The organism is Micromonospora sp. NPDC049048, from assembly GCF_043197615.1.
GTDB lineage: Bacteria > Actinomycetota > Actinomycetes > Mycobacteriales > Micromonosporaceae > Micromonospora.
Window position 1 is genome coordinate 972347 of the sequence record NZ_JBICTM010000002.1, and the last position, 20114, is coordinate 992460.

Annotated in this window: 19 protein-coding genes; 6 read left to right on the forward strand and 13 right to left on the reverse strand. The window is 71.9% G+C overall.

All coding sequences use genetic code 11. The features are described from left to right. Positions 1-24: 24 nt before the first annotated feature. The 4 genes from ACGFIG_RS10050 to ACGFIG_RS10065 all read right to left on the reverse strand — a co-directional run bounded on the left by ACGFIG_RS10050 (position 25) and on the right by ACGFIG_RS10065 (position 3851). Entirely contained in the window at positions 25-1023 is a 999-nt protein-coding gene (locus ACGFIG_RS10050; RefSeq protein ID WP_393001099.1) for a hypothetical protein, read from the reverse strand. Continuing rightward, a complete protein-coding gene (locus ACGFIG_RS10055) occupies positions 1023-1376 on the reverse strand; it encodes a GntR family transcriptional regulator (protein WP_393001101.1) in 354 nt (117 codons plus the stop codon). The genes ACGFIG_RS10050 and ACGFIG_RS10055 overlap by 1 nt, the downstream gene beginning before the upstream one ends. A gap of 103 nt (positions 1377-1479) precedes the next feature. Next, complete coding sequence (gene mqnP / locus ACGFIG_RS10060) at positions 1480-2391, reverse strand: menaquinone biosynthesis prenyltransferase MqnP (protein WP_393001103.1); 912 nt, start codon at positions 2389-2391, stop codon at positions 1480-1482. Further along, positions 2391-3851, reverse strand: coding sequence for a menaquinone biosynthesis decarboxylase (locus ACGFIG_RS10065; protein ID WP_393001105.1), 1461 nt, complete (start codon positions 3849-3851; stop codon positions 2391-2393). Before ACGFIG_RS10065 ends, mqnP begins: the two co-directional genes overlap by 1 nt. Before the next feature lie 249 nt (positions 3852-4100). On the opposite strand from ACGFIG_RS10065, the gene ACGFIG_RS10070 reads away from it, so the two are divergent. Continuing rightward, positions 4101-5450, forward strand: a complete 1350-nt coding sequence (locus ACGFIG_RS10070) for a hypothetical protein (RefSeq protein WP_393001107.1) — start codon at positions 4101-4103, stop codon at positions 5448-5450. A 101-nt stretch (positions 5451-5551) separates the two neighbouring features. Here ACGFIG_RS10070 and ACGFIG_RS10075 read toward each other — a convergent pair whose 3' ends face one another. After that, entirely contained in the window at positions 5552-6124 is a 573-nt protein-coding gene (locus ACGFIG_RS10075; protein WP_393001109.1) for a carboxymuconolactone decarboxylase family protein, read from the reverse strand. Positions 6125-6224: 100 nt separating this feature from the next. Here ACGFIG_RS10075 and ACGFIG_RS10080 point away from each other — a divergent pair, with 100 nt between their 5' ends. The 4 genes from ACGFIG_RS10080 (at position 6225) to ACGFIG_RS10095 (ending at position 10140) form a co-directional block, all read left to right on the forward strand. After that, on the forward strand, positions 6225-6701 hold the full coding sequence (locus ACGFIG_RS10080; protein WP_393001111.1) for a MarR family winged helix-turn-helix transcriptional regulator: 477 nt from the start codon (positions 6225-6227) through the stop codon (positions 6699-6701). Between the two features lie 74 nt (positions 6702-6775). Continuing rightward, positions 6776-7945 carry an FUSC family protein gene (locus ACGFIG_RS10085; protein WP_393001113.1) on the forward strand — a complete coding sequence of 390 codons (1170 nt, stop codon included), beginning with the start codon at positions 6776-6778 and terminating at the stop codon, positions 7943-7945. Positions 7946-8440: 495 nt separating this feature from the next. After that, positions 8441-8809, forward strand: coding sequence for a hypothetical protein (locus tag ACGFIG_RS10090; protein WP_393001115.1), 369 nt, complete (start codon positions 8441-8443; stop codon positions 8807-8809). After that, the gene (locus ACGFIG_RS10095; protein WP_393001117.1) at positions 8809-10140 is read left to right on the forward strand and encodes a hypothetical protein; all 1332 of its coding nucleotides are present in this window, start codon (positions 8809-8811) and stop codon (positions 10138-10140) included. The genes ACGFIG_RS10090 and ACGFIG_RS10095 overlap by 1 nt, the downstream gene beginning before the upstream one ends. 175 nt (positions 10141-10315) lie before the next feature. Here ACGFIG_RS10095 and ccsB read toward each other — a convergent pair whose 3' ends face one another. The 6 genes from ccsB to hemL form a co-directional block, all read right to left on the reverse strand. Next, the gene (ccsB, locus tag ACGFIG_RS10100; protein WP_393001119.1) at positions 10316-11290 is read right to left on the reverse strand and encodes a c-type cytochrome biogenesis protein CcsB; all 975 of its coding nucleotides are present in this window, start codon (positions 11288-11290) and stop codon (positions 10316-10318) included. Further along, positions 11290-12951, reverse strand: coding sequence for a cytochrome c biogenesis protein ResB (locus tag ACGFIG_RS10105; protein ID WP_393001121.1), 1662 nt, complete (start codon positions 12949-12951; stop codon positions 11290-11292). The genes ccsB and ACGFIG_RS10105 overlap by 1 nt, the downstream gene beginning before the upstream one ends. Beyond that, on the reverse strand, positions 12951-13799 hold the full coding sequence (locus ACGFIG_RS10110; protein WP_393001123.1) for a cytochrome c biogenesis CcdA family protein: 849 nt from the start codon (positions 13797-13799) through the stop codon (positions 12951-12953). The genes ACGFIG_RS10105 and ACGFIG_RS10110 overlap by 1 nt, the downstream gene beginning before the upstream one ends. Continuing rightward, positions 13799-14374, reverse strand: a complete 576-nt coding sequence (locus ACGFIG_RS10115) for a TlpA family protein disulfide reductase (RefSeq protein ID WP_393001125.1) — start codon at positions 14372-14374, stop codon at positions 13799-13801. Before ACGFIG_RS10115 ends, ACGFIG_RS10110 begins: the two co-directional genes overlap by 1 nt. Next, positions 14374-15021, reverse strand: coding sequence for a histidine phosphatase family protein (locus ACGFIG_RS10120; protein WP_393001127.1), 648 nt, complete (start codon positions 15019-15021; stop codon positions 14374-14376). Before ACGFIG_RS10120 ends, ACGFIG_RS10115 begins: the two co-directional genes overlap by 1 nt. A gap of 64 nt (positions 15022-15085) precedes the next feature. After that, positions 15086-16423: a glutamate-1-semialdehyde 2,1-aminomutase gene (hemL, locus tag ACGFIG_RS10125; RefSeq protein ID WP_393001129.1), complete on the reverse strand. Its 1338-nt coding sequence runs from the start codon at positions 16421-16423 to the stop codon at positions 15086-15088. A 249-nt stretch (positions 16424-16672) separates the two neighbouring features. Between hemL and ACGFIG_RS10130 the strand changes: the two genes are divergently transcribed. Then, on the forward strand, positions 16673-17008 hold the full coding sequence (locus ACGFIG_RS10130; RefSeq protein WP_393001131.1) for an STAS domain-containing protein: 336 nt from the start codon (positions 16673-16675) through the stop codon (positions 17006-17008). A gap of 39 nt (positions 17009-17047) precedes the next feature. On the opposite strand, the gene ACGFIG_RS10135 is transcribed toward ACGFIG_RS10130, so the two are convergent. Both ACGFIG_RS10135 and ACGFIG_RS10140 read right to left on the reverse strand, forming a co-directional pair. Continuing rightward, on the reverse strand, positions 17048-17602 hold the full coding sequence (locus ACGFIG_RS10135) for a two-component system response regulator (protein ID WP_393001133.1): 555 nt from the start codon (positions 17600-17602) through the stop codon (positions 17048-17050). Beyond that, positions 17599-20114, reverse strand: a 2516-nt coding sequence (locus ACGFIG_RS10140) for an ATP-binding protein (RefSeq protein WP_393001135.1), incomplete at its 5' end; no start/stop codon positions are given. The genes ACGFIG_RS10140 and ACGFIG_RS10135, both read right to left, overlap by 4 nt.

The following is a 20114-nucleotide window of genomic DNA, read 5'->3' on the forward strand; positions in this document are numbered from 1 at the left end:
ACCGCCGGCTCGCGGCCTGCCCGGTCAGGCGGTGCGCCGTTGCCGGTCCGCGAGGGTGTTGAGCAGCGCGGCGGCGGTGCCGGCGTCGTCGACCGTGACGACGATCGAGCGCCCGCCGGTCCGCTCGACGAGCAGCCCCTCGCCCGCACGCAGGACGATGCCGACCCGGCCGCCGCGGCCCACCCGCCAGCCCCAGCCGCCGAACTCGCCGAGCGGGCGGACCTGGACGACCCCGGCGCGCAGCACCTCGTCGAGGGGCACGTGGGTACGCGGCCAGCCGGCCGACGACCGGACCGACAGGCCGGTCCCGTCAACCCGGACCGTGAAGGCGAACATCGCCACGAAGATTCCGACCAGCAGCGCCGCAACGATCAGCAGGCCCCACGTACCGCTGACGACGGCGAGCGCGACCAGGACGACGATGGCCACGGCGCCCAGCACGATCCCCGGCCCGGCGCCGGTGTGCCCGATCCACACCGCCCGTTCGCCCACCGCCAGGGGGAGGCGGGACGCCTCGGGCGCGACGGGGGCGTCGGCCGGCTGGGGCGGATCACCGGGCAGGAGCAGGCCGACGAGCACGGCCGGCACGAGGGAGCCGACGATCGCCAGGGTGAGCACGCCGCCGATCCCGCCGGCTTCGTGCGCGTCGGCCAGCCCGAGCTGGGCGTGCAGGGTGCCGAGTTGGAGGAGGGCCAGGAAGAGTGCCACCCAGATGGTGGTGGCCGCGCCAATGCGACGGTTCGTCGCCGACTGCCCCCAGAGCGTCGTGACCGCGCCGAAGCCGAGCACCAGGAGGGCGCCGAGGCCGAGGACGACCCAGAGGGAGGCACCGAGGGACATGAAGCCGTCGGGCCTGTCCCGGGCTCCCCAGTGCGTGGCGACCGGGTCGGGCAGGTCCCCGTGCCAGGAGAGGGCCACGGCGGCGGCCACGGCCAGGATCGATAGCCCGGTGATGGTGACCGTCAGGCCGACGCGGCGCATCCGCCGGTGCAGGGCGCGGGGAGGCTCGGTGCCGGTGGTCATCAGAGGAACGCCTCCTTCAGCAGTGTCGCGGTGGCTTCCGGGGAGAAGCGCAGGGCACGTGCCTCGCGCACCACCTCGTCGATGGCGGCCAGCAGCTTGGCGTGGTCGGCTGCGGGTCGGGCGGTGACGATGGCGCCACGGCCGCGCCGCAGCTCGATCAGCCCGTCGGCCCGGAGCAGCTGGTAGGCACGGAGCACCGTGTGCACGTTGAGATCGAGCGAGGCGGCGAGTTCGCGGGCTGCGGGCAGCCGTTCGCCGGGTTGCAGGACGCCCCGCGCCACGGCGAGGCGTACCTGCGTGACGAGCTGGGCGAAGAGCGGTTCGTCCAGCGAGGGGTCGATGCGGAAGAGCATCTCTAAAGGTTACTTGTTCTAGTGTTGATAGAACAAATAGACCGGTGGTACGCGAACGGCGGCGGTGCCGGGCGCACCGCCGCCGTTGCCGTCCCCGCGGCTGCTAGGCGCGCAGCCCGAGCCGCACCACCAGGTCGAGCAGGGCGAAGATGAACAGGGCGATGCCGACGAAGCCGTTGGCGGTGAAGAAGGCCCGGTTGACCTTGCTCAGGTCCGTCGGGCTGACCACCAGGTGCTGGTAGCCGAAGGCGACGGCGGTCAACGCCAGCCCCACCCACCAGAGCCAGCCGAAGCCGACCAGCGCCCCGAACCAGACGAACAGCGCGAACGTCACCACGTGGGCGACGGTGGAGGCGTGCAGCGCGAACCGCAGCCCGTAGCGGGCCGGCACGCTGTGCACGCCGATCTGCCGGTCCACCTCGGCGTCCTGACAGGCGTAGATGAGGTCGAACCCGCCGATCCAGAGGCCGACGGCCACGCCGAGCAGCCAGGCGGGCCAGGAGCCGTCGAGGGTGCCGGTGACGCCCAGCCAGGCGCCGACCGGCCCGACGGCCTGGGCCACGGCCAGGATGGCGTGCGGCCAGTTGGTGAACCGCTTGCCGTACGGGTAGACGACCAGCGGCACCACGGCGAGCGGTGCGAGCACCAGGCAGAGCGGGTTGAGCAGGGCGGCGGCGGCGAGGAAGACCACGAGCGCGACCGCCGCGCCGGTCCAGGCCGTCCGCACGCTGACCGCCCCGGTGACCAGTTCCCGCGAGGCGGTACGCGGGTTCCGCGCGTCGATCCGCCGGTCGAGGATCCGGTTCGCGGCCATCGCGAACGTCCGCGCGCCGACCATCGCCACGGTGATCAGCAGCAGGTCCGCCCAGCGCACCCGCCCGCCGTCGACCTGCATGGCGGTGAGCGCCGACAGGTACGCGAACGGCAGCGCGAACACGGAGTGCTCGATCGCCACCAGCTTGAGGAAGGACTTCACCCGGCCCGGTCGTTGCACCGGTTCGACGGCGGTGGCCATCAGATGCCGTACTCCTTCCAGCGCTTGTCGACCAGCGAGACGACCTCGGGGGCCATCCGCATCTCCTCCGGCCAGCCCCGGGTGTAGCCCTCCTCGGGCAGCTTGCGGGTGGCGTCGACGCCCGCCTTGCCGCCCCAGAACTGCTGGTACGACGCGTGGTCGAGGTGGTCGACCGGGCCCTCGGTGAGCAGCAGGTCGCGGGCGTAGTCGACGTTGCCGAAGGCGCGGAAGGCGACCTCGTTGTAGTCGTGCACGTCGCAGTCCTCGTCGACGATCACGATCAGCTTGGTCAGCGACATCATGTGCGCGCCCCAGATCGCGTTCATCACCTTCTGCGCGTGCTTCGGGTAGCGCTTGCGGATCGACACGATCGCGCAGTTGTGGAAGACCCCGGCGGCCGGCAGGTCGTAGTCGACGATGTCCGGGATCAGGAAGCGCAGCAGCGGCGCGAAGATCCGCTCGGTGGCCTTGCCGAGGCCGTGGTCCTCCTGCGGCGGCTGCGACGTGACGATCGAGTGGTAGACCGGGTCACGCTGCATGGTCATGCACTCGATGTGCATGACCGGGAAGGGCTCCACCGGCGTGTAGAAGCCGGTGTGGTCGCCGAAGGGGCCCTCCGGGAGCCGCTCGCCCGGCTCGATGTAGCCCTCCAGGACGATCTGTGCGTGCGCCGGCACCTGCAACGGGACGGTCAGGCAGTCCACCATCTCGACCCGCTCGCCGCGCAGGTATCCGGCGAACAGGTATTCGTCGATGTCGGCGGGGAGCGGGGCGCTGGCCGCGTACGCGACCGCGGGGTCGGCGCCGATGGCGATCGCCACCGGCAGCCGCTGCCCGAGCCGCTCGGCGACCGCGTGGTGCGCCGTGGAGTTCTTGTGGATCTGCCAGTGCATGCCGATGGTGTTCCGCGAGTGCTGCTGCAACCGGTAGAGCCCCAGGTTGCGCTTGCCGGTCTCCGGGTGCTTCGTGTGGGTCAGCCCGAAGTTGTGGAAGATCCCGCCGTCGCCCGGCCAGACCTGCAGCCCCGGCAGCCGGTTCAGGTCGACGTCGTCGCCCCGGTAGACCACCTGCTGGCAGGGGGCGGTCTTGACCTTCTTCGGCGGCATCGACTTGAGCTGCATGACCTTGCCGAGGCCGCCCATCATCCCGGAGAAGCCCTGCGGCAGCTCCGGCTTGAGCATCTCGCCGATCCGCGCGCCGATCTCGTCGAGGTGCTCCACCCCGAGCGCCATCGCCATCCGCTTCTCGGTGCCGAAGAGGTTGATCGCCACCGGCATCTCGCCCCGGGTCGGCCGTTCGAAGAGCAGCGCCGGGCCGTCCGCGCGGACCGTCCGGGTGACGATCTCGCTGATCTCCAGGGTGGGATCGACCGGGACGCTCACCCGCCGCAGTTCGCCCGCGCGCTCCAGAGCCGCGAGGAAGTCCTTGAGATCGGTGTACGGGAAGCCACGTGCCGCCATGCCTGCCAGTCTCCCGTACCGACCTGGGCGGCGACCACGCCGGGTGGTGTGACACCGGCGATCCACCGGTACGGCGGCGCGGGAACGGGGTCCGACCGCGTTCGACCGGAGGCGGGTGTGCGCCGCCGAAACAGGGCTTCGACGGGTCGGACGGGACAGCCGGTGATCACTAGGATCAGGTCCACCGATCGGGCCGGCGGTGCCGCTCCGCCGCGGTTTCCGGGCCGGCCCGCCCCACGAAGGAGATCGATGGCAGCTGTGCGTATCCCGCGCCGCGGAATGTCGCGCGCCCTGACCGTGCTGACCGTGGTCACGGCGGGCACCGGCGTGGTGGCCGGCCCGGCCGCCGCGCAGACGGACCCCGGTTGGGTCAGCGGATGGTTCAACGACCTCACCATCGGCGCGCCGGGCGCGCCCGGCCGGATGGCGCCGCTGGAGCTGAGCAGCACCGGCGCGACCGCCCCCCGGGTCACCGTCGACCTGTCCGGTCTCGCCGGCGTCGCCACGGCCAGCTTCCCCGACTGGTGCGTCACCGAGGGCGCCTCGGTGACCTGCCCGATGCCGCCGGGGGCGACCCCGGACGAGTACGGCACCGTCAACGGCACGGTGCCGCTGGTGTTCCGCGCCGCGCCCGGCGCCGTCCACGGCGCGACCGGCACGCTGGGCTACACGGTGCGGGCCGACGGGCTGGAGCCGCAGACCCATCAGGCGACCGTCGACGTGCGGTCCGGCCCCGACCTGGTCGGCCTGGTCGACGAGTACGTCTCGGGCGTCGACGTCGGGGATGTCCGCGACGTGCCCGTGTCCGTGGTCAACGCCGGTGACCAGGCGGCCGGGGACCTCCGGGTGACTCTCCGCTTCCCGGTCGGGCTGCAACCTGCCAGCTACCGCAACTGCCGGTACGGCACCGACCCGGTGCTCGCCACGGTGGTGGTCTGCACCGTGCGGGGCACCTTCGCGCCCGGGGTCCGCCACGAGCTGCGGCACGGCTTCACCACCACGGTCGGCCCGGCCGCCCTCGGCGACAAGCGCATCGGCCACTTCGTGGAACCGCTGGCCACCGCGGGACCGCTGCCCGACAACGTACGGCTGACCCGGCGGGAGGCCGACCGCGCGCTCCGGCTGCGCCCGGTCGGCGAGCCGATGGATCCGATCACCGCCGACGGCGCCGGCGGCACCACCTACCTGCGCGCCATCCACGGCGCCTTCGACATCGTCGCCACGGGCGCCACCGTCACCGGCGCCGTCGGTGACACCGTGCGGGTGACCGTGGGGGTCCGCAACGACGGTCCGGGTGTCCCGGACGGCACCGTCTCCGGCGGCAACGCCGGCGGGTTCCTCTTCACCCCGCCCGCCGGGGTGACCGTGCTGGCCGACCCGCCCGGCTGCGTGCCGACCAGCGACGACGAGGGTGGCGCTCCGACGGCGTGGGTCTGCTGGCTGGGGGCGGTGTTCCCCGCTGGGCAGAGCTTCACGGTGCCGTTCGAGCTGCGGATCGACGGGCCGACCGGCGCTCCCGGCGAGGTCCGGTTGTACTACAACTACCCGCGCCTGGACGACGATCCGGCCAACGACTCCGCCCCGGTCACCCTCGGCTGACCGGATCCCGGCCTGCCTCCAGCGGATGGGCCGGCGAGGAGGGCCGGCTGCGGGCGTACCGTGGCCGGCCCTCCCGCCGTCGGCACCCGTCCCGGGCAGGTTCAGCGGTGCGCGCTCGGAGCGCCGGAAGGCTCCCAGGCGTACGCGGCCAGGGGCGCGTCGAGCGGGGCGCCGGTGAGCCGGTTGGCGAAGGTCGAGATGGTGTACGTGCCGACGCCGAGCACCACGTCCAGCGCGTGCCGGGGCTGGTAGCCGGCGGCCAGGAAGGTGGTGATCCCGTCCTCGGGCACCGCGCCCCGGTGGTCGAGCACGGCGACGGTGAATCGCCGCAACGCCTCCAGCCGGTCGTCGGGCAGGGGCGTGCCGGCGCGCAGCGCGCCGACCAGCTCGGGCGTGGCATCGTGCCGGGCGAGGGCGGCGGTGTGCATGGCGACGCAGAGGTGGCACTCGTTGCGGGTGGCGACCGTCATGACGACGACCTCCCGTTCGAGCGGTTCGAGGGCGCACTTCTCGAAGATGCCGTTGCCGGTCAGGAAGCCGGTGAGCAGCTCCGGGGACTCGGCCATCAGGCCGACCGCCGCGGGCAGGTGCCCGAGCCGGCGGCGTACGCCCTCGATGGTCGGCCGGGCGGCGGCGGGGGCGGTGTCGACGGTGTGCGCGGTGAACGTGGGCACGGCAACCTGCTCTCGGAGGCTCGGGGATGGTCGGCGTCGCGCCGGGCGTGACGTAGGATCGTCAACGTGGTTGTCGAAATGGTAAACCGGGTTGTCGAACGTGGCAACGGCTGACCCCGACCGGCCCGGCTTCCTGCTGCCCCTGCTGCTGCTGGCCGGCTTCCGTACGCTCATCGACGACCTGCACGCGGAGCTGGCCCGGCAGGGTCACCCGGAGCTGCGGCCGCTGCACGGCTTCGTCCTCCAGGCCGTCGGCGCCGAGGGCACCACCGCCACGGAGCTGGGCCAGCGACTCGGCGTCTCCAAGCAGGCGGCCGGCAAGACGGTGGACCGGCTCGTCGCCCTCGGCTACCTGGAGCGCGCCGACGACCCGCGCGACGCCCGACGCAAGCTGGTCCGGGCGACCCCGCACGGCCTGGACGGACTGCGCCGCTCGGCGGCCGTCTTCGACCAGCTCCGGCAGCGGTGGGCGGCCACCCTCGGCCCCGACCGGGTCGCCGCGATGGAGGACGACCTGCGGGCGGTCACCCCGGCCAACCCGTTCCGCCTCGACGTGCCCGGCTGGTTCGGCGGCTGACGCCCGGCCGGGGAGCCCACGCCCGCGCGCCTACGCGGCGGCGACGAAGCGATCGGCTCCTCGTTGGACCGGCCATGGGAGAGACACGCGCGTCCCGGTCGGCGAGCTGGCTCCGGAGCGCGTGGAGTCGCCTGCGTGGCGGTTGGCAACTCGTGGCGGAGTTGACGCTGGCGGCGACCGCCTCCTGGTTCGTCGCCAGCCGCCTCCTCGGAGGTCCGCACGGGAGTGACGACAGCGCGGCGTTCTACGCGCCGGCCGCCGCGTTGATCGTCCTGGCCCAGGCCCGGGGCGTACGGCTGCGGCAGGCGATCCGGGTCCTGGCCGGGATCGCCGTCGGGGTGATCCTCGGCGAGGTCGTGATCTGGGCACTCGGCGCCCGTTCCACCGCCGCCATCTTCGTGGTCATCCTGGCCGCCGCCGGGGTGTCGATCGCCGCCGGGGCTCCCGGCGTCGTCCGGAACCAGTTGACGACGTCCGCGCTCTTCCTGGTCGCCGTGGTCCCGCCGAACCACGAGCTGGAGCCGACCCGCCTCTACGACGCGCTGATCGGCGGCTCCATCGCGCTGCTGATCACCCAGGTCGCGGGCGCCCGCTCGCCCCTGGGACCCCTGGACACCGAGGGACGGCGGGCGTTCGCCGAGCTGGCCGGGGTCCTCGCGGACATCCGCCGGGCGGTACGGCGGCACGACGGGGCGGCGGCCGAGGCCGCCCTCGGCCGGGCGCGGCAGATGGACGCGCGTACCGACGCGCTCCGCAAGGCGGTGCTGGTCGCCGACGAGAACCTGCGGCTCGCGATCTGGGCGCGGCACAGTCGTCCACGCGTCGATGCCGCCCGGGCCGCCGTCGACCAGCTCGACTACGCCGTCCGCAACACCCGCACGCTGGCACGCTCGGCAGTGGTGCTCACCCACCTGCCGGACCCGCCGCCGGGGCAGCTCGATCCCGCCCTGGCCGCGCTGGAGCAGTTGACGAGCTGCGCCGCCGCGGTGCTCGCCGCCGTCGTCGCCGGCGAGAGCGATGCGGTCGACCGGCACACCGGCCGGGCGAAGGAGGTCGCCCTCGACACGGTACGGGCGATGTCACCGCTGCTCCGGCACGAGCAGCCGTTGCCGGTCAGCACGATCATCGGCCAGATCCGGATGGTGGTCGTCGACCTGCTGCGTAGCGCCCGGGCGGACGACCCGGACGCGCTGGACGCGATCGACCGGGCACTGGACCTGCCCACCGCCCACCGGGGGCGCTGACCGCCGCCCTCCGCGCGGCGGTTGCCGTTCCGCTCCACGGCCGCTGGGCAGGGCAGCCCACGACCCGCGCGGAGCCGTTCACCCGCGCCCCGTCGCGGGTGTGGCACCCGTCCGGAGCCGGGAGCGGGCGGGCGTCGGGCGGGGCTCGCAGCAGCACGACCGCCCGCCGTCAAGACCCCCGGTCACCGTCGGCCGAACGGGCGAAGCCCGAACGGAGCGCGCCGCACCGCTTCTCGGGCCCGCGCCGGTCGACCCGCCGACGAGCGTCCGGCCCGGGACACCTGAGGCGGTCATCGGCCTTTCGGTCACCCCGTAACACACCATGGCCGAGCGCGGCCAGCACCCTCCATTCAGAATTCCCGGACGTTCAGTCGGCCCGCGTCCGGCCCGGCCGGAAACGTAAATCTTCCGACATTGCACACGCGCAATTGCAGTGGTTCCGTCACCACCATCCGAAACAGCTTCCATCGGAGAAGGACGAGGTGGCGGTCGGCGATGGCCAAATTCGATCAGCGCGACCAGCAGGTGCACGGAGGGCAGTTCAACGCCGACAAGATCGATCTGCGGAACGCCGTTTTCGAACGCGTCCCCGACGCCGCCGGGCAGGCGGAGGTCATCCGTCGCCTGGGGCTTGTCCTGAGCGCCGTGGAGCAGGCCGTCTCCAGCGGCGCCCTCGACCCGCAGACCGGCCTGTCCATCGCCGGCGACCTGCGCGGTGCCGCCCGGAGCCTGGCCGAGGACAACCGCACGGACGCTTCCCGGCGGATGCGCAGGGCCATCGACGTGTTGCAGGCGACGGCCCCGCTCGCGGCGATCGGCGGTGCGCTGGCGACCATCTGGAACACGGTGGGCGGAGGATCCTGATGACCACCTTCGACCAGCAGGAACAACACGTCTTCGGCGACCAGATCAACGCGGACACGGTGCACATCAACCCCTCCGACGGGCCGAAGGAGCTGATGGAGTACGGGCGGCGTGCCGTCGCCGAACGGCTGTATCAGGAAGCGGTCGGCTACTTCGCCGCAGCGATCGCCAAGGGGGCGCGAGGCTCCGCCCCGCACTACTACCTGGCGCTCGCGCTCCTCGGCGGCCGGCGGCCCAGCCGCATGGGCCGCGAGGCGCAGCAGGTGATGGCACGGGTGGAGGAGCAACTGGACAAGGCGCTCCAGGTCGATCCCGACACAGGGCACGCCGCCCTGCTCTGGGCCGCCATCAAGCGTGACCACTACGCCGGTCGCCACGACCCGGGCCCCTCGGTCAGTTACCTGGAATCACTGGCCGGCGAGGTCGATCCGGTGCACGCGGCCGAGATCGCGCCGTTCCTCGACAGCCGCGAGAACCCGCTGTGGAATGACGCGGTCGCGGTGGCGAAGGCGGGCATCAAGGAACGCGAGCCGGATGTGCACCGGTACTTTCTCCGTACGCCTGACTTGCCCGCCACCGCCGGTCCGCAGGCCATCATGGCCGCCGGCGCGGCGATGGTGGCCCTCGCGCTGGTCCTCATGCTGGCGTCGTTGTCGACGTCCGCCTACTTTCCCCTGGGAATACTGGTGGGTGCGGGCGGCGCCGTTCTGGCGGTGAAGGGTTTCCGCCAGTACGACGCCCTCATGTCGAAGTACGACCGCGAGATGGCGGCGGTGACCGGCCCTACGCCCGACGACGAGCAGATGGACAGGTGGCTGCACTTCGACAAGATCGGCATGCTCGATCATGCCCTCCGGTACGTCGATCGCGAACTCGACGACCTGATCTGCGAACCGCAGTTCGTCCTCAGCCCCGCCCTGCGAACCGAAGAGGCGGTGGGAGACGACGGAATCCGAAGATTCTCGCGGTACAAGTTCGTCATCCTGCTGCTCGGGCAGAGTCGAATCTCGGTCTTCTCCTGCGAGTGGGACTTCGTCCGGTGCGTCGTGTCGAAAGCCGACGCCTTCGACTTCCGCTACCGGGACATCACGGCACTGCGGATGCGGCAGTTGCACGAGGCGCCGCAGGGCAGCCGGCTGGTCATCACCGACGACGAGGGCGAGGAGTCGGAGGTGCGGTTCGCCAAGGTCTTCGAGATGATCATCGCCGGATCGGACCGGATCGCGGTGGCCATCGACGTCCAGGAACAGAACGACGACGCCGAGCTGCAACCGACCGGTGCCACCGCCGCCGAGCGGCTCATCCGGCGGCAGTTGGACGACGCGGCCTGACCGCCCCCGCCGCGCCTCATCGGTGTCGAATCCCAGGCGCCGGAGTAGAGCCGATCAGGGTCGACCAGAAGCACGTTCGCCGGACTCGGGCGGACTCGGGCGGCCTCGTCAGGTCCACAGCAGGACGGATGACCACACTTGTAAGAAAGGCGGTTATCCGTCTTGCGGAGTCAGCTCAGTCGAGGCCGCCGTAGGAGTGCAGGCCCTCGAAGAAGATGTTCACGCCGAAGAGGTTCATCATCATCGTGAGGAAGCCGACGATGGCGAGCCAGGTCGCCACGTTCCGCTTCACGCTCGGGGTGGCCCGGGCGTGCAGGTAGCCGGCGTAGATCACCCAGGAGATGAACGACCAGGTCTCCTTCGGGTCCCAGCCCCACGGCCGCCCCCAGGCCGCCTCGGCCCAGATCGCTCCGGCGATCACCGCGAAGGTGAAGACCGGGAACGCGAAGGCGTGCAGCACGAAGGTCAGCCGCTCCAGCGCCGCCGCCGCCGGCAGCCGCTTCGCCAGGGTGTACGGGAAGCTCCGCCGCCCCTGCTCGTAGCCGGCGCGCAGCAGGAACGCCACCGCCGGCACCGCGCCCAGCAGGAAGACGCCAGAGGCGAAGACGATCGTCGAGACGTGGATGACGAACCAGTACGAGTTGAGCGCCGGCACCAGCGGCACGATCGGGGTGTAGAGCACCAGCTCGGCGGTCGCCACCAGCAGCACCATCACCAGCGACAGGAACAGTCCGAGGCGGCGCAGCTGCGGCAGCTTCCAGAGCACCACCAGCCAGGCGGCGACACCGATCCAGGTGCCCGTGAGCACGAACTCGTACATGTTGCCCCAGGGCATCCGGTCGGCGGCGATGCCGCGCGTGACCAGCGCCCCGAGGTGCAGCAGCGCCCCGATCGCGGTGACCGCGACACCGCCCAGGCCCGCCATCCGGGCGCGCCGGGCGGTGCGCTCGGCGGCCGCCGCCCCGGCCTCGTCAGGTGCGTCCGGGATGCCGCCCCCGGCCGCGCCCACGCCCGCACCGACCAGTTCCCGTACGGGTGCCGCGACCCGGGCGCGGGCGTTGCCGAGCGCGTACTCGACGGCGTGACTGATCATCGCCACCAGGTAGGCCAGGATCGCGAACGACACCAGCTGGTCGGAGAGTGCGGACATCATTCGGCTCCTTCTCGCGCTCCGGCCCGGTCGCCGCCGTCGCGGTCGACACCGGCCTCGTCGTCCGGCCGCCCGTCGCCGCCTATCGCGGCCACGAGCTGCGCGAACTCGTCGGCGAACCCCGGATGGTCGGTGCGCGGCAGGCCACCGGCCTCGACCAAACTACTACCGCTCGTCGGAGATCCACTCGTCGGGTCGGCACCGGCCGGCAGCAGCCGGAAGAAGACCCGGCGGCGCCGGCCGAACAGCGAGCCCATCAGGCCGACCAGCAGCACGGCGGAGCTGACCAGCAGCAGCGTGGCGCCGGGGTCGTAGCGGACCGACAGGGTGATGTACGGCACGGTGCCCAGGAACTCGACCTTGGTGCCGTCGTCCAGCTCCCAGGTCTCGCCCTTGCGGAGCAGCTTCGTGCCGACCTCCTTGACCTTGCCTGCGCTCACCTGCCGCTGGTCAAGTTCGTAGACCGAGCCGGGGATGCCGGCGTCCATGCCCAGGTTGCCCCGGTAGGCGACGAGGTTCAGCGCGGGGTTGCGCTCGGTGGGGTACTCGGAGCGGGCGAACGGCGCGGCGGCGGGGGCGGTCGGCAGGTAGAGGCCGGAGAAGGCCATCTGGAGGTCCGGGTCGCGGGTGCCCGTGGCCGGGTCGACGTTGATGTCCGGGAAGGCCGCCAGGCCCTCGCTGGTCAGCCCGACGTCGCCGGTGGTCAGGAAGGGGAAGTTGCTGGTCTGGCTCTTGCCGAACCGGTCGGTGTAGCGGATCACCGGCGCGTAGCCGTGGCCCAGCAGGTAGACGTTCGCGCCGTCGAGGCGCAGCGGGGAGTTGACCGAGAAGTTGGCCTGCCGCCGCTCGCCGCCCGCCTCGTCGACGGTCACCTCGGCGTCGAAGAACTCCGGCTGGCCGGACTCCAGGAACCGGGCGTGGAAGTCGTCGAGTTGGATGCAGAAGCCGGGCAGGTCGGCGCTGCTGACCCGGGGGCCCAGCTTGCTCTCGGCGTACTGCTGCCGGGTGTTGCAGAACGCGTTGTCCTTGCCGGCCACCAGCAGCTTGTTGCCGCTCCAGCCGTACCAGGAGCCGAGCGCGACGCCGACCAGCACGACCACCATCGAGCTGTGGAAGAGCAGGTTGCCGGTCTCCTTCAGGTAGCCCTTCTCGGCGGAGACCTCGTCGCCGCGTACCACCACCCGCCAGCGCCGCCGGCGCAGCGCGTCCGCGATCGCCGCCACGCCACCCTCCGGCGCGGCCAGCACGGCGTGCTGCGGCAGCCGGTCCAGCCGCCTCGGCGCGGCCGGCGGCTTCGACCGCAGCGCCCGCACGTGATCCCGCAGCCGGGGCGTGATGCAGCCGATCAGCGAGGTGAAGAGCAGCAGGTAGATCGCGGAGAACCAGACCGAGCCGAACGCCTCGAAGGCGCCGATCCGGTCCAGCACCGGCGCCAGGTCGGGGTGCGCGGTGAAGTAGTCCCGCACGTCCTCCGGGTTCACCCCGCGCTGCGGCAGCACCGAGCCGGGGATGGCGGCCACCGCGAGCAGGAAGAGCAGCACCAGCGCCGTACGCATGCTGGTGAGCTGCCGCCACGAGTTGCGCAGCAGGGCCACCAGCCGGTTGGGCCGGCGCCGGGGCGCCTCGGCCGGCGGTGCCGGCCGGTCGTCGACGGCGGTCATCAGATACTCACCTCGCCCACCCCGACGATGGTCCGCAGCCAGATCACGAAGTTCGTCCAGCCGCCGGTGACCAGCGCGAGGCCGATCAGGACCAGCAGCGCGCCGCCCAGCCGGGTGACCCAGCGGCTGTTGCGCCGGACCGCCCGGAACACTCCGAGCAGCCGCTCGAAGCCCAGCCCGAAGACGACGAACGGCACCCCGAGCCCCACGCAGTACGCCACGGCCAGCACCACGGCCCGGTCGGTCTGCCCGCCGACGGCGGCCATGCCGATCACCGCACCGAGGGTCGGGCCGACGCAGGGCACCCAACTCAACGCGAAGACCGCGCCGAAGACCGGCGCGCCGAGCAGCCCGGCGGCGGGCAGCCGCTGGATCCGGAACTCCCGCTGCAACCCCGGCAGCAGCCCGACGTAGCTCAGCCCGAGCACGACGATCAGCCCACCGATGACGATCTCCAGCGCCCGCTGGTACTCGAAGAAGACCCGGCCGACGCTGGCGAAGAGGATCGCGGTGGCCGTGAAGACGGCGGTGAAGCCGCCGATGAACAGCAGCGTGCCGGCCAGCACCCGGCCCTTGACGGCGGCCGGCGCCGGCTCGGCCCGCTCCCGTACCGCCAGGCCGCCGCCACTGGTGGTGGGGTCCGAATCCGTTGACGGGGAGCCCTTCCGCGCACCTGGGCGGTGGGTTTCGAGGTCCGCGCCGGCGAGGCCGGTGACGTACGACAGGTAGCCCGGCACCAGCGGAAGTACGCACGGGGAGAGGAAGCTGACCAGCCCCGCGAGCGCCGCCGCGCCGATGGCGAGCAGCAGCGGACCCGACTGGGCGAGTTCGGAGAACGTCTCGCCCATCAGCGGGAACCGTCGGAGGCGGGTTGCTCGGCCGCGATCCGCTCGACGATGGGCTGGAGGCCCTCCTGCTTCACCGCCGCACGGATCACCACGGCGATGCGGCCGTCGCGGTCCAGCACGATGGTGGCCGGAATGGTGTTCGGCGGGATGTCCAGGGCGAGCGCCAGCCGGCTCGGCGGGTCGAAGAGACTCGGGTAGGTGACCTTGAAGCTCTCCTCGAAGGCGAGCGCCTTGTCCCGCTGGTCCTGGATGTTGATGCCCAGGAACTTGACCCCGGAGGCCTTGGTGGCCTGGTAGGTGTTCTCCAGGTCGTCCGCCTCGGCCCGGCACGGCGCGCACCACGAGCCCCAGAAGTTGACCACCACGACCTGACCGCGGTCGCTCGCCACGTCGTGGCTGCCGCCGGTGAGCAGCTCACCGGCGAGCTTCGGGGCGGCCGATCGCTGGTCGGGGGCGCACTCGATGATGCCGTCGGTGTTGTCGCACGCCTCCTCGCCGTCGCGCGACGAGCAGCCGGCCAGCGCCACCGTCGCGACGGCGGCGAGCAGACCCGCGGTCCACCTCCGGGCGTTCATCAGGCCCCCTTGGCTGTCCTGGCTGTCGGCGACATCGCGATCAGGTGGGCGGCCGGCTCGGAGTAGCCGATGCCGACCACCTTCGCGCCGTCGAAGTGGAACGAGGTGAGGCTGGCCAGCCCGCACTGGCGCTTGCGCGGGTCGTGCCAGAGCCGCTTGCGCTCCACGTGCCGGCGCAGCGTCCAGATCGGCAGTTGGTGGGAGACCAGCACGGCCTCGCGCCCCTCGGCGGCCACGCGGGCCGCGTGCAGGGCGGCGAACATCCGCTCCGCGATGGCACGGTACGCCTCGCCCCACGACGGGGTGACCGGATCCCGCAGCACCCACCAGTTGCGCGGGTCGCGGAACGAGCCGTCGCCGGGAGAGACCTTCTTGCCCTCGAACCAGTTGGCGCTCTCGATGAGCCGCTCGTCCACGCCGACCGGCAGCCCGAACTGCGCGGCGATCGGCTCGGCCGTCTGCTGGGCGCGTTCCAGCGGGCTCGCCACCACGTGCACGATCTCCCGCTCGGCCAGCCCCTGCGCGGCGGCCTTGGCCATCTGCACGCCGAGTTCGGAGAGCCGGAAGCCCGGCAGCCGGCCGTAGAGGATGCCGTCCGGGTTGTGCACCTCGCCGTGCCGCAGCACGTGGACCACCGTCTTACTCACCGCTGCACCCCCTTCGTTCGCGACTGCGGGGCTCGCAAACCCGGCTCACTCCTCGCGCTCACCGCTACCCCCCGTGACCTGCCGCCGCCGCAGCCCTGGCCGCCACCGGCAGGGCGGCGGCGATCTGCTCCAGAGCGGCGTCGTCCAGCGCCGCAGACACGAACCACGCCTCGAACGCGCTCGGCGGCAGGTAGACGCCGCTGGCGAGCATCGCGTGGAAGAACGCCTTGAACGCCGGCACCTGCTGGGTGCGGGCGCTGTCGTAGTCGACCACGTCGGCGTCGGTGAAGAAGATCGAGAACATGTTGCCCGCGTACGACAGCCGGTGCGGGACCCCGGCGGCGGCCAGCGCGTCGGTGGCCAGCCGGCTCACGACGGCGGCCGTCTCGTCCAGCTTGCGGTAGAGCGCGTCGTCGGCGAGCCGCAGGGTGGCCAGGCCGGCGGCGCAGGCCAGCGGGTTACCGGAGAGGGTGCCGGCCTGGTAGACCGGGCCGGCGGGGGCCAGTCGCTCCATGATCTCCGCGCGCCCGCCGAACGCCGCGGCCGGCAGGCCACCCCCCATGACCTTGCCGTACGTCCACAGGTCGGCGTCGGAGGGGTCGAGGCCGTGCCAGCCGGCGCGGGAGACCCGGAACCCGGTCATCACCTCGTCGACGATCAGCAGCGCGCCGTGCGCGTGCGCGATCCGGGCGAGCTGTTGGTTGAAGCCGTCGCGCGGGGCGACCACGCCCATGTTGCCGGCGGCGGCCTCGGTGATGATCGCGGCGATGTGCTGGCCCTCGGCGGCGAACGCCTGCTCCACGGCGGCGACGTCGTTGTACGGCAGCACGATCGTGTCACCGGCCGCCGCGCCGGTCACGCCCGGCGAATCGGGCAGGCCGAGGGTGGCCACGCCCGAGCCGGCGGCGGCCAGCAGGCCGTCGGAATGCCCGTGGTAGCAGCCGGAGAACTTGACGATCCGGGGCCGGCCGGTGAACCCGCGCGCCAGCCGGATCGCCGACATGGTGGCCTCGGTGCCGGAGTTGACCAGCCGCACCTGCTCGACCGGGGTGCGGTCGACGATCTCGGCGGCCAGCTCGACCTCGCCCGGCGTCGGGGTGCCGAAGCTGGTGCCCCGGGTCGCGGCCGACCTGATCGCGTCCACCACCTCGGGGTGCGCGTGGCCGAGGATCAGCGGCCCCCAGGAGGAGACCAGGTCGACGTAGCGCCGGTCGTCGGCGTCGTAGAGCCAGGGTCCCTCCCCACGGACCATGAAGCGCGGTGTGCCGCCGACGGCACGGAACGCGCGCACGGGAGAGTTCACCCCGCCGGGCACGATGGCCTTGGCGCGGTCGAACAGGGCCTCGGAGGCCGGCGCGTCGGCCGGGTAACGGCCAGGTCCGGCGGGAAACATATCGGTCACGATGCCGCCATTGTGTCAGCGCCGGGCGGCGAATCGGCAGGCACCCCGCACCGGGGTTACCAGGCTCACCCGGGTCGGCCCTTTACCGCTGTCCCGCGGACGCCCGCCCGCGCGGTGCGGGACAGGCCGTGGCCGCTGTGTCGGGTGCGGAAACACCCGCGCTGCCGGAAGGGGGCGCCGCGCGATCCGTCGCGCTCGGTCGCCACCGCTCGACAGGCCGGGTCGCCCGGATCGCGATAGGCTGACCCGGTGGATCGTGCCGAACTGTCCATCACGCTACACCGGACGGGCGACGAAGCTGTGCTTCGCCTGGCCGGTGAGATCGACATGCTCACGGCCGCCCAGCTGTCGACCGTCGTCAACGAGGTCCTCGCCGATCCGCCACCCCGGATCGTCCTCGACCTCGGCGGGGTCACCTTCTGCGACTCGCAGGGCCTCGGCACCCTCGTCGTGCTCAGCCGCAAGGCCAGCCACGCGCAGAGTCTGCTGGTCCTGACCAACGTCGGCGACTTCCTGCTCCGCGTCCTGGACATCACCGGCCTGCGCAGCGCCCTGATGATCCGCAACGACCAGACGACCGGCTGACCCGCCCCCTTCCGAGCGGGGGCGGGGTGCGGTGGATCGTCAGGGGGTGTTGCCCCAGCGGGCCTGTTCGAGAAGCTCGACGGCGCGATCGCGGGCGTCCGGGTCGTCCAGGCGCAGCATCGCGGTGGCCTCGTCGACCGCGTCTGTCAGCACCCGCAACTGCGTGTCCCGCTCCCGCACCAGATCCGACTGGGCCGCGAGCTGCCGGGTCTTCACCCACAGCTCGACGAAGACCGACACCTTGGCCCGCAGCACCCACGGGTCGAACGGCTTCGTCAGGTAGTCGACCGCGCCGACCGCGTAGCCGCGCAGCGCGAGCTGGGCGTCCCGGTCGGCGGCGGTGAGGAAAATGATCGGCACGTGCCGCGTACGCTCACGCCGCTTGATGTGGCTGGCCGTCTCGAAGCCGTCCATGTCCGGCATCTGGGCGTCCAGCAGGATGACGGCGAAGTCGTCGACCAGCAGCTGCTTCAGGGCCGCCTCGCCGCTCTCGACGGCGACGGACTGCACCGGCAGGCCCTGGAGAATCGCCTCCAGCGCCATCAGGTTCTCCCGGCGGTCGTCCACCAGCAGCGCCTTAGCCATCTGGGTCACGAACTCTCCTCGGTTCGGCTGCCACCGATCCAGGACGACATGAGTTCGATCAACTCGTCCAGGTCGACAGGCTTGGTGATGTAGTCGCTTCCGCCGGCCGCCAGCGCGGACTCGCGGTCGCCGGGCATGGCCTTCGCCGTCAGGAAGACGATCGGCAGGTCGGCGAACCGGTGGTTACGCCGGATCTGGCGAGTCGTCTCGTACCCGTCCTGATCGGGCATCATCGCATCCATCAGGACGATGTCGACCTCCGGATGCTCGGCCAGCAGGCGGACGCCGTCCGCCCCGTTGTCCGAGTACAACACGGTCAGGCCGTGCAGTTCCAACGCACTGGTCAGCGCGAAGACGTTCCGGACGTCGTCGTCGACGATCAGCACGGTGGTTCCCTCCAGCCGCCGGGTGGCCGGCGTGGAGGCCGGCTCGGGCAGCTCCGGCGGCGGCATGAGCAGCGAGGACGGCAGCCCGGCCCGGGCCGGTGACGGCGGCAGCGGCGCGACGACCGCGTCCGGCGCGAGCACGTCCGGCACGAAGAGGGTGAACGTCGAACCCTGACCGGGCGCCGACGCCACCACGATGCTGCCGCCCAGCAGCCGGGCCAGGTCGCGGCTGATCGACAGCCCCAGGCCCGTACCGCCGTAGCGGCGGCTGGTGGTGCCGTCGGCCTGCTGGAACGCCTCGAAGATCAGCGACAGCTTGTCGTCGGAGATGCCGATGCCGGTGTCGACCACGGTGAACGCGATCACCTGCCGCGCGTTGGTCAGGGCCGGCACGTCGAAGACCGTGCTCTCGGGCGCCGGCGCGATCCGCAGCGTCACCGCCCCGTTGTCGGTGAACTTGACCGCGTTGGAGAGCAGGTTGCGCAGGATCTGCTGGAGCCGCTGGGCGTCGGTGACCAGCGCCTCCGGCAGGTTCCTGCTGATCCGTACCTGGAAGTCCAGGCCCTTCTCCTCCGCCTGCGGCGCGAACGCCTGCTCCACGTACCCACGGATGTCGTCGAACCGGACCGGCGTGGGCTCGACGTCCATCCGACCCGCCTCGATCTTGGACAGGTCGAGGATGTCGTCGATCAGCGACAGCAGGTCGGAGCCGGCCCCGTGGATCGTGCGCGCGAACTCGATCTGCTTCGGCGTGAGGTTCTGCTCCGAGTTCTCGGCCAGCAGCCGGGCCAGCAGCAGCAGCGAGTTCAACGGCGTACGCAGCTCGTGGCTCATGTTGGCCAGGAACTCCGACTTGTACGCCGACGCCCTCGTGAGCTGCTGGGCCTTCTCCTCCAGGCCGAGCCGGGCCAGCTCGATCTCCCGGTTCTTCGTCTCGATGTTGCCCTTCTGCTCGGAGAGCAGCTGCGCCTTGTCCTCCAGCTCGGCGTTGGTGCGCTGGAGCTCCGCCGACTGCTCCTGCAACTCGTGAGCGAGCCGCTGCGACTGGGCGAGCAGCTCCTCCGTACGCCGGTTGGCCTGGATGGTGTTGACGGCGATGCCGATGGTGAGCACGAGCCGCTCCAGGAACGACAGGTGCAGCTCGGAGAAGGCCGCCACGCTGGCGAACTCGATGACCCCGAGCAGCTCCCCCTCGAAGAGCACGGGCAGTACGACCAGGTCGGCCGGCGGGGTCTCGGCGAGCCCGGAGCGGAGCATCAGCCGGCCGTCCGGCGCCCCGCCCACCCGGATGGTGCGACGGGACAGGGCGGCCTGGCCGACCAGCCCCTCACCGGGGCCGAAGGTGACCTCGTGCCCCCGGGCGACGTAGCCGTACGAGGCGGTCAACCGCAGCCGCGTCACGCCCTCGGAGGTGTCCGCCAGGAAGAACGCGCCGAGCTGCGCGTCGACCAGCGGGGTCACCTCCATCATGATCATGCGGCAGACCTCGCCCAGGTCGCGTTGCCCCTGGAGCAGACCGCCGATACGGGCCAGGTTGGAGTCGAGCCAGCCCTGCTCGGCGTTCTTCTTCGTCGTCTCCCGGAGGGTGACGATCATCTGGTTGATGTTGTCCTTCAGCTCGGCGACCTCGCCCTGCGCCTTGACCGCGATGCGCTGGGTCAGGTCGCCCCGGGTCACCGAGGTGGACACCTGCGCGATGGCGCGCAGCTGGGTGGTCAGGGTCGAGGCGAGCTGGTTGACGTTCTCGGTGAGGTCGCGCCACGTGCCCGAGACGCCCTTGACCTGGGCCTGACCGCCGAGCTTGCCCTCACTGCCCACCTCGCGCGCGACCCGGGTCACCTCGTCGGCGAACGACGACAGCTGGTCCACCATCGTGTTCACCGTCGACTTCAGCTCCAGGATCTCGCCCTGGGCGTCGACCGTGATCTTCTGCGAGAGGTCGCCCTTCGCCACCGCCGTGGTGACCGAGGCGATGTTGCGCACCTGCGACGTCAGGTTCGACGCCATCGAGTTCACGTTGTCCGTCAGGTCCCGCCACGTACCCGAAACGCCCTTGACCTGCGCCTGGCCACCCAGCTTGCCCTCACTGCCCACCTCGCGGGCCACCCGGGTCACCTCGTCGGCGAACGACGACA

Bases quoted from the DNA above. Each gene is read 5' to 3' on its own strand.
- ccsB (WP_393001119.1), bottom strand. From the start codon at position 11,290: ATGTCCGCACTCTCCGACCAGCTGGTGTCGTTCGCGATCCTGGCCTAC.
- ACGFIG_RS10095 (WP_393001117.1), top strand. From the start codon at position 8,809: ATGACCACCTTCGACCAGCAGGAACAACACGTCTTCGGCGACCAGATC.
- mqnP (WP_393001103.1), bottom strand. From the start codon at position 2,391: ATGGCCACCGCCGTCGAACCGGTGCAACGACCGGGCCGGGTGAAGTCC.
- ACGFIG_RS10085 (WP_393001113.1), top strand. From the start codon at position 6,776: ATGGGAGAGACACGCGCGTCCCGGTCGGCGAGCTGGCTCCGGAGCGCG.
- ACGFIG_RS10070 (WP_393001107.1), top strand. From the start codon at position 4,101: ATGGCAGCTGTGCGTATCCCGCGCCGCGGAATGTCGCGCGCCCTGACC.
- ACGFIG_RS10055 (WP_393001101.1), bottom strand. From the start codon at position 1,376: ATGCTCTTCCGCATCGACCCCTCGCTGGACGAACCGCTCTTCGCCCAG.
- ACGFIG_RS10050 (WP_393001099.1), bottom strand. From the start codon at position 1,023: ATGACCACCGGCACCGAGCCTCCCCGCGCCCTGCACCGGCGGATGCGC.
- ACGFIG_RS10065 (WP_393001105.1), bottom strand. From the start codon at position 3,851: ATGGCGGCACGTGGCTTCCCGTACACCGATCTCAAGGACTTCCTCGCG.
- ACGFIG_RS10105 (WP_393001121.1), bottom strand. From the start codon at position 12,951: ATGACCGCCGTCGACGACCGGCCGGCACCGCCGGCCGAGGCGCCCCGG.
- ACGFIG_RS10115 (WP_393001125.1), bottom strand. From the start codon at position 14,374: ATGAACGCCCGGAGGTGGACCGCGGGTCTGCTCGCCGCCGTCGCGACG.
- ACGFIG_RS10110 (WP_393001123.1), bottom strand. From the start codon at position 13,799: ATGGGCGAGACGTTCTCCGAACTCGCCCAGTCGGGTCCGCTGCTGCTC.
- ACGFIG_RS10090 (WP_393001115.1), top strand. From the start codon at position 8,441: ATGGCCAAATTCGATCAGCGCGACCAGCAGGTGCACGGAGGGCAGTTC.